The organism is Clostridium brassicae (assembly GCF_026738875.1).
Classification (GTDB): Bacteria; Bacillota; Clostridia; order Clostridiales; family Clostridiaceae; genus Clostridium_H; species Clostridium_H brassicae.
Genome location: NZ_JAPQFJ010000003.1, coordinates 128,724 through 142,185 on the forward strand (window position 1 = coordinate 128,724; position 13,462 = coordinate 142,185).

A 13,462-nucleotide genomic window follows, 5' to 3' on the forward strand; every position below is an offset into this window, starting at 1 on the left:
TTCCACTACAAAGTGATAATAGAAATTTTGTAGTGGAATTTTTAGTAAATTAACATCTATTATGATTGGTGTAATAAGTATGGGGGGATTAACTATGTCTTTAGAAAATAAAAAAGAAAAGAAAGGTCTTGGAGTATTTGAAAGATACCTTACTATATGGGTAGCACTTTGTATTGTAGTAGGGATAATGATAGGTCAATTTATACCTATTATACCTGAAACTTTAAATAAATTTGAATACTACAATGTATCTATACCAGTTGCTATTTTAATTTGGCTTATGATTTATCCAATGATGTTAAAAATCGACTTTAACAGTATAGTAGGTGTAACTAAAAAACCTAAAGGATTAATAGTTACATGTACTACTAACTGGCTTATTAAACCATTTACAATGTATCTTATAGCAGCATTTTTCTTAAAAGTTGTATTTAAATCATTTATTCCAGCAAATCTTGCAACAGAGTATTTAGCAGGAGCAGTATTATTAGGAGCAGCACCATGTACGGCCATGGTGTTTGTATGGAGCTACCTTACTAAAGGAGATCCAGCATATACATTAGTTCAAGTAGCTGTAAATGACTTAATTATACTAATAGCTTTTACACCTATTGTAGCATTTTTATTAGGGGTAAGTGAGGTTACAGTTCCTTATGGCACATTAATCTTATCAACTATATTATTTGTAGTTATACCGCTTACAGCAGGGTATTTAACAAGAAAATCTGTTATAAAAAATAAAGGGACAGAGTATTTTAATGATGTGTTTTTAAAGAAATTTGATAATGTAACTATTGTGGGATTACTTTTAACTTTGGTTATTATATTTTCATTTCAAGGAGAGATTATATTAAATAATCCACTTCATATTCTATTGATTGCAATACCTCTTACAATTCAAACATTTTTAATATTTAGTATTGCTTATGGATGGGGAAAGCTATGGAAATTACCTCATAGTATTGCTGCACCAGCAGGAATGATAGGAGCAAGTAATTTCTTTGAATTAGCGGTTGCAGTTGCAATATCCTTATTTGGATTAAAGTCAGGAGCAGCCCTTGCTACAGTAGTAGGTGTTTTAACAGAAGTACCTATAATGCTTACTCTTGTTAGAATTGCAAATAATACAAGAGGATGGTTTAAAGAGTAATATTTTAAATAGTGTATACACATTCCCAAACTAATTTATTTAAATTTATAAATTAGTTTGGGTTTATAAATTTAGATGATAGAGGATATTCTAGTAGGAGGACATATTAAGTGATATTTCTTTTGTGGTGAAAATTTCAAAAATTAAAGTAACTATTATTATAGATAAAAAGGGTAACAAAAAAGTATATAAAGTGAAGGGACAATTAATCTTTGCTTTAGCAACAAACTTCTTAGAAAAGTTTGATTTTGATGATAAGTTGGATTGTATAGAAATTTATTTATCTAAAGCGCATGTTTGGGGTGAGTCAGGAATTGGAGCAATAGATAAAGTGTGCTTAAATATCAAAAAATGGTGTAAAAATAAATATAGTTTTAATTGATATAGGATAGTAGGTTAAGATAGATAAGAATATTTTATATACAACATGTTTAGAAATAAAAAAATATGCTCTGACTACAAATGTGTATCAGAACATGTTTTTCTATCTTATGCATTGCTTATAAGACGAAAAAAGGACTTTGGATATTCTATCCAAAGTCCTTTACCCATTGATACATGTGGTGCCGAAGGCGGGACTTGAACCCGCACGCTGTTGCCAGCGACGGATTTTGAGTCCGTTGCGTCTGCCAATTCCACCACTTCGGCATGGAACGATTATTATAATATCACAGAATAAGGTATTAGTCAATAACTAAAAATTATTGAATTACAGAAAAATTAAAAACATTTTATGGTAATTATTTACAAATGGCAATAAATGGTTTACAATGTACTAAAGAAATGCAAGGGGGGAGAAATTTGTATAAGTGTATATTGAAAAAAATAATGTTTATTTTGATAACAATATTAATGGTTAGTACAATAACTACTTTTGCAGAGGAGATTAAAGAAAGTAAATCAATAGATGGTATAAAAGCTACTGTGTTAGAAATTTTAGGTATTAATGAAAAAGAAATAAGGGGAGAAAATGATTCTATAAAAGAACAACAAGCTAAGGTTATAATAAATTCAGGTAGTCATAAAGGAGAAAGTCTTGTAATAGTAAATAGTATTGATACTGCTAATGTGGCTCAGGACTATTTATTAAATAAGGGAGATGAAATATTACTTTCAATAGAAGAAAATGAAGGTAAAATTGTAAAAGGGTATATGTATGAGTATGATAGGCATAAATATTTATTGTATTTGGTAGTTATATTTGTAGTTTTAATGATTTTAATTGGAGGTAGTAAGGGAATAAAGTCTACTTTTACATTGTGTTTTACAGTATTTATTATTTTGAAGATATTCCCAATGTTACTCCTTAAAGGATATAATCCGATAAAGACAGCTATATGCATATCTATAGTTATAACTGTAGTGACTCTGGTTATTGTTAATGGAAGTAGTAGAAAAACAATAACTGCTATTATTGGTACAAGTTGTGGAGTAGCAGTGTCAGGAATTATTGCAATTGCAGTTGGAGATTTAGCTAAGATTACAGGATATGTTACTGAAGAAGGCCAAATGCTTATGTATATTCCTCAAAATATTAAATTTGATTATAAGGGATTATTGTTTGCTGCTATTTTAATGGGAGCATTGGGGGCAATAATGGATGTTAGTATGTCAATTACATCGGCTATGAATGAAATAAACGAAGCTAATCCTGATATGAGTGCTGGAGCGCTTATGAGAGCGGGAATGAGTGTTGGAAAGGACATAATGGGAACCATGTCTAATACATTAATTTTAGCTTATGTAGGAGCTTCTCTCCAATCCTTAATATTATTGTTTGCATATAAGATTTCTTTCATAGATATAATTAATCAACCAACTATAGCAACAGAAATTTTAAGAGCTTTGTCAGGTAGCATAGGACTAATAAGTTCTATTCCAATTACAGTTATATGTTTTGGGTTGCTTAGAAAAAGAGTTCCATCAAAAAGCTATGGAAGACTTATTAGAAACATTCAAAATATAGATTAATTTACAAATGTACTATCTTAAAATGGTTCTACTCTCATTAATATATTATATTTTATTAATAGGCTTGTTTGAAATTAAAATTATATTTTAGATATTTCAAGCATAGCCTATTTTTGTTTAAACTATGCTTGAAATATGATATATTTTAATAAATTGTTGATTTCGTATAAATTATAATGAACTCAACAATTTAAAACGTATCATTTAGGAATACTAAAAGAAGCTTGGTTATATTGTTTTAAAACAAGTACCTTAAAACAAATATTAATTTATATTAAATTTATATTGTGTGGATTAAAAAATATTTAGTCTCCGTCAAATAGATCTCCTAAAAATCCTAAAGCGCTACCTTCACCAACTCTTTTACCTGCTGTTTGTGGAGCTGATGAAAAAATTCTATCGGCAAGTCTACTAAATGGAAGTGATTGAATCCATACTGATCCTGGTCCAGTCACTGTAGCAAAGAATAAGCCTTCTCCACCAAAAAAAGCAGATTTTATTCCTCCAACAAATTCAATGTCATAACGGACATCTTTAGTCATAGCAACAAGGCAGCCAGTATCTATTTTTAATGTTTCTCCAGGAGACAAATCTTTTTTTACAATAGTTCCTCCAGCATGAATAAAAGCCATTCCATCTCCTTCTAATTTTTGAAGGATAAAACCTTCTCCACCAAAGAAGCCAACACCAAGTTTTTTTCTGAAGTCTATTCCAATAGAAACTCCTTTTGCAGCGCATAGAAATGCATCTTTTTGGCATATTAATTTTCCGTTAAGTTGACTTAAATCCATAGGAATTATTTTTCCTGGATAAGGGGAAGCAAAACTAACATGTTGTTTACCATATCCTTCGTTGGTGAAAACAGTCATAAACAAACTTTCACCAGTAAGGACTCTTTTCCCTGCTCCAAAAAGCTTATTCATAAGACCAGTACCTTGATTTTTAGATCCATCTCCAAAAATTGTATTCATATTAATATCAGAAGACATCATCATCATAGCACCAGCTTCAGCTATAACACTTTCTTTAGGATCTAATTCAATTTCTACAAATTGCATATCATCGCCATATAATTTATAGTCTATTTCATGATTATTCATTACATTACCTCCTAACCTTTATTTATAAAGTTAAATTCCATAATTAATTAACACAACCTTATAGGATAATTAGGTTATTTATCATATAAGATTCTTGGTTTTAGATAGTAAAAAATGAGATAAAATATAATACATCAGTTATTATTATATGTTTAAATTGTTTATTATAATTATTTTCCCATAAGGTTTATTATAAAAAAATTATATTTATATAGAGTATATTAAAGGTTCTGAAAATCTAAAATTTAAATCAGAAAGTCTAATTATTTAATTGTTTTGGTTGATATAAAGCAATAAAATGAGTAAACTAAATAGTAAAGGTTACTAAAAACTATTTTAAATTGTAACTTAATTACGGAGGTATTTATGAATAAAAAAAGATTATTGATATTGGATGGGCACAGTCTTATGTATAGAGCTTTTTTTGCACTTCCTCAATTTACAAATTCAGAAGGATTTCATACAAATGCAATATATGGATTTGTAAAAATGCTTTTGAAAATGAAGGAAGAGCTTAAGCCAGATTACATAGTTACAACTTTTGATAAGAAAGCACCTACTTTTAGACATAAAGAATATGAAGATTATAAAGCCGGAAGAGATAAAATGCCTTCAGAACTTAGAGAACAATTTCCTGTAGTCAAAGAATTATTAGAAAAATTAGCAATAAATATCTTTGAAATAGATGGGTTTGAAGCTGATGATCTGATAGGAACTTTATCTGTTTTTGCGGAAAATGAGGATATAGAAGTTTATATAGTAACTGGGGATAAAGATGCGCTTCAACTTGCTAGTGATAATGTAAAAGTTGTTATTAACAAAAAAGGAATGAGTGAAAAAGAAATTTATGATAAAAATAGAATGATAGAAGAGTTTGGAGTAACTCCTAAACAATTTATAGACGTAAAAGGTCTTATGGGAGATAAATCTGATAATATTCCTGGAGTTCCTGGAATAGGTAATAAAACAGCTTATAAACTTATTAAAGAATACGGAAGTATAGAAAATTTACTTCAAAATATAGATAAGGTAAGTGGAAAAAAATTAAAAGAGAATTTAACACAGTATAGTGAACAGGCTGTTTTTAGTAAAAAACTTGCCACAATAATGACAGAGGTACCTATAGAGATTGATCTTGATGAAATAAAATCTAAAGAATCTTATGATATTCATGCTGTAAAAGAAATTTTTCAGAAACTTGAATTTAAATCGTTATTACAAAATATGAATGATACAGAAGATGACAAAGAAAATAACGGTGAACTTAGTAATGAACAATCTAAAGAATTAGAAGAAATTGATATAGAGTATGAACAAATATCTAATCTAGAAGAATTTAATCGTTTTATAGAAAATATAAAAGAAGAAATATATATAAAGTTTGAGTTTTTAAATGAAAATGTATTGTCTAAAGCTGAATTTAATAGAATATACATTAGATTGATTGATAAAATTTATGTTGTAAATTTAAAAGGATTTTATGACGAAGATGAAAAGTCCACTATAGAACTTTTAAGAAAACTATTTGAAAATGAACATATAGATAAGATATGTCATGATGCAAAGTTAGCTTATGTAATTTTAAATAAGTATAATATTAAATTTAAATCTATTAAGTTCGATACAAAGATAGCAGCATATTTAATAGAACCGTCAAGTAAGGATTACATTTTAAAAGATATGGTAGAAATCTTTATAAAGAAATCTTTTGAGGGTGATGAAGAAGACATAAAAATAAAAGAAACTTTCTATATAAAAGATATATATAAACAATTAGAAGGTAAAATAAAAAATTTAAATATGGAGAAACTTTATTACGATGTAGAATTGCCGCTTGTCGAAGTATTGGCTGCTATGGAGTATGAAGGGTTTAAAATAGATAGAGATAAGCTTGTTGAGATTGGAGAAAGATTTAAGATAGAGATAGATTCTCTTGAAAAAGAGATATACAATCTTGCGGATGAAGAATTTAATATAAAATCTCCAAAACAATTAGGTAAAATTTTATTTGAAAAGCTCGATCTACCCGTTATTAAAAAGACGAAAACAGGATATTCTACTAATGCAGAAGTACTTGATAAGTTAGAAGATAAGCACCCTATAATTTCTAAAATAATTGAATACAGACAGATTACTAAGCTTAATTCTACTTATGTAGAGGGTTTAAAAAATGTAATTGATGTGGATGGAAAAATACATTCTAGTTTTAATCAAACAGTAACTACTACTGGAAGATTATCTAGTACTGAACCAAATCTTCAAAATATACCTATAAAATATGAAATGGGAAGAGAAATAAGAAAGGTATTTGTGCCTAATAATGAAGAATGCCTAATACTTTCAGCAGATTATTCTCAAATAGAACTTAGAGTTCTCGCTCATACTGCAGGAGATGAAAATTTAATAGATGCTTTTGTACACCATAGTGATATACACACAAAGACTGCTTCAGAAGTATTCAAAGTTCCAATTGAAGAAGTTACATCTTTAATGAGAAGCAATGCCAAGGCTGTAAATTTTGGTATAGTTTATGGTATAGGAGCTTTTAGTTTGGCGGAGGATATAAAAGTTTCAAGAAAAGAAGCAAAAGCATATATAGATGCTTATTTTGAGAGATATCCAAAAGTTAAAGAGTATATTAGCAATATAATAAGCAAAGCGGAAAAAGAGGGCTTTGTATCCACCATAATGAATAGAAGAAGATCAATACCTGAAGTTCAATCAAAAAATAAGATTATAAGAGCTTTTGGAGAAAGACTTGCAATGAATACTCCTATACAAGGAAGTGCAGCTGATATTATAAAACTTGCTATGGTTAATGTTTATAAGGAATTAAAAAATAGAAAATTAAAATCAACTCTTATACTTCAAGTACATGACGAATTAATTCTAAATGTATATAAAGATGAAATGGAAGAAATTAAAAAAATTATTAAAGAAAAAATGGAGAAGGTTGTTAAACTGTTAGTTCCATTAGAAGTAGATATGAATATAGGAAATACATGGTATGAAGCTAAATAACAGGTGTTAGTTTTAAGGTGCTAGAACCTAGCACCTTAAAAAGAAAGGGGGAAGGATATGATTAAGGTTGGTCTAACCGGAGGAATAGGTAGTGGAAAAAGTACTGTATCAAATATGATTATAGAAAAAAATATACCTGTTGTAGATGCTGATTTGATTTCAAGAGAAGTTTTGAGTTTGTATCCAGAAACTCTCCATGAAATAAAAGCTATTTTTGGGGAAGAGTTCATAGATAATGAAGGAAACTTAAAAAGAAGGGAGCTTGGAAATTACATATTCAAAAGTGATGAACTTAGAAAAAAACTTGAAAATATTTTAATTCCTTATATAAAAAAAGAAATATTTAATAGAATAGAAAAATATAATAGTGTGAAAGAAAAGTTATGCATAGTAGATGCACCAACATTAATAGAGCATTCTATACATAGAGAAATGGATTATAATATTTTAGTTTGGGTAGATAGAGATATCCAAATAAAGAGGGTAATAGAAAGAGATAAATTAGATGAAGCACAGATAAATAATAGAATTAATTCCCAGATGAGGCTTGAAGATAAGAGAAAAGAGGTTAATTATATAATAGATAATAGTCGAGATTTAAATTATACAAAGGGACAATTAGAAGACATACTAAGAGAGATTACTTTAAATGGAGGCAAAAATGAAGGCAGGAAAAAAGATTAAAGTTATAATTATTTTAGCTGTACTAATTATTATAATGGCTAATATAAAACCTATTGGAAGGGTTGTTTATCCTATAAAATATGATGATTACATTGAAAAATATTCTACTATGTACAATATAGAGTCTTATATGGTAGCAGCTATAATAAAGGTAGAAAGTAATTATGATAAAAGTGCTCTTTCAAAGAAAAATGCTATTGGGCTTATGCAGCTTACACCTTCTACAGCAAAAGAAATTGCTAAAAAGATGAATATTGAAAATTTCACTCCAGATATGATATTAGACCCTGAATTAAATATAAGAATGGGATGCTGGTATATAGATGATTTGAAAAAAGAATTTGGTAATAATATGGATTTAGTATTAGCTGCTTATAATGGAGGAAGAGGTAATGTTAAAAAATGGTTAAGAAGTGAGGAAACTTCTAAAGACGGACAAAACCTTCATTATATACCTTTTAAAGAAACTGATAAATATGTAAAAAAGGTTAAAGTGAATTACAATATTTATAAATATTTATATAGTGATAAAAAACATAATTTACTTAATTGATATATGCTTTTGAAATAAAATTTAATATGTGGTATTGACAGTTAGTGAGATGGTGGTGTAATATTATTTTGTAAGAAACAATAATATTATACTTTTATGCAGGAGTGGCGGAATCGGCAGACGCGCACGTTTAAGGGGCGTGTACCGCAAGGTGTACGGGTTCAAGTCCCGTTTCCTGCACCATTTATTAAAGGTTTGTTTAAAGATAATTGTATATGTTTAGGAAGTAGCCACACGTTTATTCATGCTAATATATCGGTGGTTAGTTTTTTATATTCAAGTTAAAATTAAAATGAACTTTAGGAGGAGCAATGAGTAAGTATTTAATAATAAATGCAAAAATTTTACCAGAAGTATTTTACAAAGTTGTTCAAGCTAAAGAGTTATTAAAAATTGGTCAGGCTAAGGATATTACTGATGCTGTTAAAGCAGTAGGGATAAGTAGGAGTTCATATTATAAATATAAAGATTATGTTTTTTCTGTTTCAGAGGGGACTCATGTTCAAAAAGCTACTATAGGATTTTTGTTATTTCATAAAGCTGGAGCTTTGTCTAAAATACTGGACAAAATAGCTAAAGTAAACGGAAACATATTAACTATAAGTCAAGATATCCCTATAAATAATGCAGCTAATGTATCAATAACATTTGATATTTCAAATATGAGTATAGATTTAGACACTTTGATTGAGGAAATAGGTGAAATGAAGAATGTAGCAAAAATTGATCTTATTGCTATGGAATAATAGTATGGATATACATCGGGTAACCTATACCCCCTTGAATTATGTGGTAATAAAAGTGAAAAGTAAGTTTAATATAATAATATAATGTGCAGTGCATTTTAATAATTAATAAGGAACTTGGTCTCTAAAGTTTTATGCTTTAGAGACCAAGTTTTTTTAGAGGAAATCTTTATGTTGTGTAGAAATTAATACTTCGAGAGGTGTTTAATATGTTCCATATTGAATTCAAATTTCAAGATATTGAGATATTAAGTATAGAAAAGCAAGATTTGGGTAATATATATGAATGGTACGTGAATGAAGAATTATCCAAAAGCCAATATGGTAATGATAATATTTGCAAAAAGGATTTTTATGAGAGGTTTTTAGAATACTATTTTAGTGAATGTGAGTTTTTTTTAAAGGTAAATAGAAGAGGAAATCTAATAGGTATTCTAAAAGGAAGAATTGAATTTAAGAATCCAAACAAAGTGTGGATAACTTACATTATAATTGACCACTCTCTTAGGGGGGATGGTTTAGGAACAGAAATACTAAATAGAGTTATAAGTTATTTTGTTTCAGAATATGGCATATGTAAGTTCTATGTTAAAGTAAGGGAGAAGGAAGAGAAATGTGTTGAGTTTTTAAAGAAAAACAGATTTCGTATTATAAGATTTACTATAGAAAAAAATATGAGTATGGATAATAATTCATTTATGATTTTTTCTAAAACAGTATAAATTCCTATATAATAGTAAATGAATATTTTGAAACTTTAATTTATACTTTGAATTGTTAAAATACACGCTTTTTTTAATTCACGTATGAAAAATTATTTACCAAGTGATTGGGAGGAAAAAAATGAATAATTATTTCCGTAAACTTGTTTTATTAATAGCATTTTGTTTTGTAATTAATGTAAATACTCAGGTTGTTTTAGCAGATATAGGGCATGAAAATACTTCGGATATTAATGTATGTTCTACTAAAATGGAGATTAATAGGATTTTAAAAGTTCCAGAAAAACAAGCTGATAGAGAGAGATTATCTAGAGGAAGTAATGGTGTTAGAGATAGATTAGTAGAATATTCTTATAAGTTTATAGGTAAACCTTATGTTTGGGCTGCAGCAGGACCAACTTCATTCGATTGTTCAGGATTTACATTATATGTTTATAATAGGTTTGGATACTCATTGCCCCATTACACAGGATATCAAGTTGAGCTGGGAGAGAGCGTATCAAAACAAAACTTAAAAATAGGAGATTTGATATTCTTTAATACTACTGGATTAAATAGCCATGTAGGCATTTATATAGGAAGTGGGAAATTTATTCACGCATCTTCAGGTAAAGGGAGTATTACTATAAGTGAATTAGATAAGCCATATTATAGACAGAGATACTCTACAGCACGAAGAATTATAGAATAAATAAGATTATTGGTTTCATGAGGAGTTTTTGCTACATCTGAAAGTTTATTAAAAGAATTCTTAGGAGGGCTACTCCTTAGAAGCCGTTATACAGGATTGTGTCATTCTTACTCCCACTTAAAGAAGATGAAATTATTAGAATGATAAGATTCTGGATAAAAATGTACATATTAACAAATATACTAAAAATTTTGGCTAATTTAGCTGGGGTTTTTAGTATATATTTTTATGTTGTGAAATAGAATTGAAGTGTACAGAAATTTATAGTGATTTGGGTAGGGGGGATAGTTAGTGAAGTATACAAGGTATGATATGAAAAGAAAAAATAATAATCTTGTATTTTTTATAGTTATAATAGCTGGTATTTTGATTTTTGCGTTTATTGCAGGTACTATTATCTCAAATTTTTTTATAAAAGATAAAAATAATAGTATTAAACCATCTGAAAATTCACCTAAGAAAAATACTGAAATTATAAAAAAAGAAACTAATAAAAATGAAAAGAATCAAGAAAATGTTGAGAATATTACAGAGTATTCAGCTATTCAGTGTGGCGTGTTTTCTAATAAGGACAATGCAGAAACTTTAAAACAAGAATTGAATCAATTTGGAAAAACTTTTTTGGTTAATGAAGGGGACAAGGTTAAAGTTATATTTGGAATATATTCTCAAAAAGAGGAAGAGAAAGTTTTAAAACTTTTAGATAGTAAGAAAAAAGAATATTCTAAAATTAAGTTTAATATTCAGCCTAAAGATGAATGTGATATTCAGATCTGTAAATTAATAGATGCCAACTTACAGATAATACACAAACTTGATGATAGCAAAGTAAAGGCAGTCCATACTAACCAAATAAAGGAATGGTCATCTAAGCTAGAAGAGACAAATAAAGAAGGAGAAAATTATAAAGCTTTGATTGAATTGAAAAATAATATTAATAATTTACCTAAAGAAATGTCTAAAGAACATATAGAACAGCAGAATGCATTTTTGTATAAAGTATTAAATGGAATTAAATAATAAAAATATAAAATAATTTAGAAATAATTTGTTATTAGGCTGTTGATAAATTGAATAAATTTTCAACAGCTTTTTTAGGTGTTTTGAAAAGTGCAATCTAAAGATTGTTTAATACTATATTGTAGCTTTCATACAATAATATATTAATATAAATTTAATAAATTTTTATACTGGTATGTACTTGTTTAAGTAGATATTAAATGTTAAACTATATAGGATAAAAAGGTTAAGTGAGGTATGTAAGGTGAGAAGTAAAGGGATGGTATTATTTGTAATACTACTAGGTGCCATTGCTGGTAACTTTATCGGAGATATTCTAGGTAATAGCGTTAAAACATTAAGTTTTTTAAAAATAGCATATCCTATAGGAACTTCTAGCCCACTTGTATTGAACTTGAAAGTAATTAAGTTAACTTTAGGTATTGATTTCAACATGAATTTAATGAGTATTGTTGGGATTATTTTAGCTATGGTCTTATATAGAAAATACTAGGAGTGATAAAGTGCGTATAGTTTTGGCTTCGGCCTCTATAAGAAGACAAGAACTTTTAAGGAAATTATTACATAATTTTGACATTGTTGTTAGTGATTTTGATGAAAGTGAAGTGGAATTTAAAGGGGATTGTTCAGAGTATGTTATGGAACTTGCAAAAAATAAAGCTTTAGCAGTTTCTAATATAATAAATACTGATGCAATTATAATTGGAAGTGATACAGTAGTGGCATATGAGGATCGTATGCTAGGTAAACCTAAAAATGAATTAGAAGCATTTTGTATGCTAAATCTTTTAAATGGAAAGGTACATAAAGTATATTCGGGAATTGCGATATATGACTCTACTTCTGGAGAATTAAATACTGATTATGTATGTACAAAAGTTAAGTTTTCTGACTTAACTGAGGAAGATATAAAAAAGTATATAGCTACAGGAGAACCAATGGACAAAGCAGGTGCATATGGCATTCAAGGATATGCTGGAGTTTTTGTTGAAAGAATTGAAGGTTGCTATTATAATGTAGTAGGATTACCTTTAAATAAATTAAAGTTTATGCTAAGGGACATGGGGGTAAATTTGTAAAGGAGTAGGGATATATGAATATACCTATTAAAATTAACGATTTACCTAAAAATGAAAGACCTAGAGAAAGGCTTTTAAGATATGGTGCTGAAGTACTATCTAATAGTGAACTTCTGGCTACTATATTGATAAATGGTACTTTAAAGGAGAATGCTATAAATTTAAGTAGTCGTATTTTAAGAGAAAGCAAGGGTTTAAATGGAATCTTAAACATGAGTGGTAAAGAGTTTATGAAAATAAAGGGAGTTGGTGAAGCGAAAGCGGCACAAATTCTAGCTATTGTAGAACTTGTGAAGAGATTCAATACGTTTAAGTCCGGCGAAAACTATAAAATAAAACAGCCTTCTGATGCTGCTAATATGGTTATGTATGACATGTGTTCTTTAAAAAAAGAACATTTAAGAGTTATTATGTTAAATACCAAAAATATTGTTATAGCAGTAAAGGACATATCTGTGGGAAGTATAAATTCTTCCATTGTACATCCTAGAGAAGTTTTTAGTGAGGCAATAAAAAGAAGTAGCGCTTCCATCATTATATGTCATAATCATCCCTCAGGAGATCCAACTCCTAGCAGTGAGGATATTAAGGTGACTCAGAGACTAAATGAATGTAGTAAACTATTAGGAATTGGTCTTTTAGATCATTTAATAATAGGAAATGGAGTTTATATAAGTTTAAAAGAAAAATATGTAATATAGCGTGTATTGAAAGGAGAATTATTC

The 13,462-nt window shown here is 28.4% G+C and carries 14 protein-coding genes and 2 tRNA genes; 14 read left to right on the top strand and 2 right to left on the bottom strand.

Annotated features, from left to right (window positions below; all coding sequences use genetic code 11):
* The first annotated feature begins 94 nt into the window (after positions 1–94).
* Together arsB and OW729_RS04045 are read left to right on the top strand one after the other, a co-directional pair.
* Positions 95–1,150, top strand: coding sequence for an ACR3 family arsenite efflux transporter (arsB, locus tag OW729_RS04040; protein ID WP_268060175.1), 1,056 nt, complete (start codon positions 95–97; stop codon positions 1,148–1,150).
* Positions 1,151–1,274: 124 nt separating this feature from the next.
* On the top strand, positions 1,275–1,532 hold the full coding sequence (locus OW729_RS04045; RefSeq protein WP_268060176.1) for a hypothetical protein: 258 nt from the start codon (positions 1,275–1,277) through the stop codon (positions 1,530–1,532).
* A 179-nt stretch (positions 1,533–1,711) separates the two neighbouring features.
* Here the strand turns inward: OW729_RS04045 and OW729_RS04050 are convergent.
* Positions 1,712–1,798: transfer RNA gene (locus OW729_RS04050), tRNA-Leu, on the bottom strand.
* A gap of 153 nt (positions 1,799–1,951) precedes the next feature.
* On the opposite strand from OW729_RS04050, the gene OW729_RS04055 reads away from it, so the two are divergent.
* The gene (locus tag OW729_RS04055; RefSeq protein ID WP_268060177.1) at positions 1,952–3,121 is read left to right on the top strand and encodes a YibE/F family protein; all 1,170 of its coding nucleotides are present in this window, start codon (positions 1,952–1,954) and stop codon (positions 3,119–3,121) included.
* A gap of 305 nt (positions 3,122–3,426) precedes the next feature.
* Here the strand turns inward: OW729_RS04055 and OW729_RS04060 are convergent, their stop codons facing one another.
* Positions 3,427–4,221 (bottom strand): TIGR00266 family protein, encoded by a 795-nt coding sequence (locus OW729_RS04060; protein WP_268060178.1) that lies wholly within the window; start codon positions 4,219–4,221, stop codon positions 3,427–3,429.
* 366 nt (positions 4,222–4,587) lie between these two features.
* On the opposite strand from OW729_RS04060, the gene polA reads away from it, so the two are divergent.
* The 11 genes from polA to radC all read left to right on the top strand — a co-directional run bounded on the left by polA (position 4,588) and on the right by radC (position 13,438).
* Complete coding sequence (polA, locus tag OW729_RS04065; RefSeq protein WP_268060179.1) at positions 4,588–7,242, top strand: DNA polymerase I; 2,655 nt, start codon at positions 4,588–4,590, stop codon at positions 7,240–7,242.
* 57 nt (positions 7,243–7,299) lie between these two features.
* Positions 7,300–7,926: a dephospho-CoA kinase gene (gene coaE, locus OW729_RS04070; RefSeq protein WP_268060180.1), complete on the top strand. Its 627-nt coding sequence runs from the start codon at positions 7,300–7,302 to the stop codon at positions 7,924–7,926.
* The gene (locus OW729_RS04075) at positions 7,904–8,479 is read left to right on the top strand and encodes a lytic transglycosylase domain-containing protein (RefSeq protein ID WP_268060181.1); all 576 of its coding nucleotides are present in this window, start codon (positions 7,904–7,906) and stop codon (positions 8,477–8,479) included. The genes coaE and OW729_RS04075 overlap by 23 nt, the downstream gene beginning before the upstream one ends.
* Positions 8,480–8,577: 98 nt before the next feature.
* Positions 8,578–8,662: transfer RNA gene (locus tag OW729_RS04080), tRNA-Leu, on the top strand.
* 128 nt (positions 8,663–8,790) lie between these two features.
* The gene (locus OW729_RS04085; RefSeq protein ID WP_268060182.1) at positions 8,791–9,225 is read left to right on the top strand and encodes an ACT domain-containing protein; all 435 of its coding nucleotides are present in this window, start codon (positions 8,791–8,793) and stop codon (positions 9,223–9,225) included.
* A gap of 209 nt (positions 9,226–9,434) precedes the next feature.
* Positions 9,435–9,947: a GNAT family N-acetyltransferase gene (locus OW729_RS04090; RefSeq protein WP_268060183.1), complete on the top strand. Its 513-nt coding sequence runs from the start codon at positions 9,435–9,437 to the stop codon at positions 9,945–9,947.
* A gap of 121 nt (positions 9,948–10,068) precedes the next feature.
* Positions 10,069–10,638, top strand: a complete 570-nt coding sequence (locus tag OW729_RS04095) for a C40 family peptidase (RefSeq protein WP_268060184.1) — start codon at positions 10,069–10,071, stop codon at positions 10,636–10,638.
* A 291-nt stretch (positions 10,639–10,929) separates the two neighbouring features.
* A complete protein-coding gene (locus OW729_RS04100) occupies positions 10,930–11,658 on the top strand; it encodes an SPOR domain-containing protein (RefSeq protein WP_268060185.1) in 729 nt (242 codons plus the stop codon).
* A 259-nt stretch (positions 11,659–11,917) separates the two neighbouring features.
* Complete coding sequence (locus tag OW729_RS04105; RefSeq protein ID WP_268060396.1) at positions 11,918–12,151, top strand: DUF4321 domain-containing protein; 234 nt, start codon at positions 11,918–11,920, stop codon at positions 12,149–12,151.
* A gap of 10 nt (positions 12,152–12,161) precedes the next feature.
* Positions 12,162–12,737 (top strand): Maf-like protein, encoded by a 576-nt coding sequence (locus OW729_RS04110; protein ID WP_268060186.1) that lies wholly within the window; start codon positions 12,162–12,164, stop codon positions 12,735–12,737.
* Between the two features lie 14 nt (positions 12,738–12,751).
* Complete coding sequence (gene radC, locus OW729_RS04115) at positions 12,752–13,438, top strand: RadC family protein (protein ID WP_268060187.1); 687 nt, start codon at positions 12,752–12,754, stop codon at positions 13,436–13,438.
* The last annotated feature ends 24 nt before the right edge of the window (positions 13,439–13,462 follow it).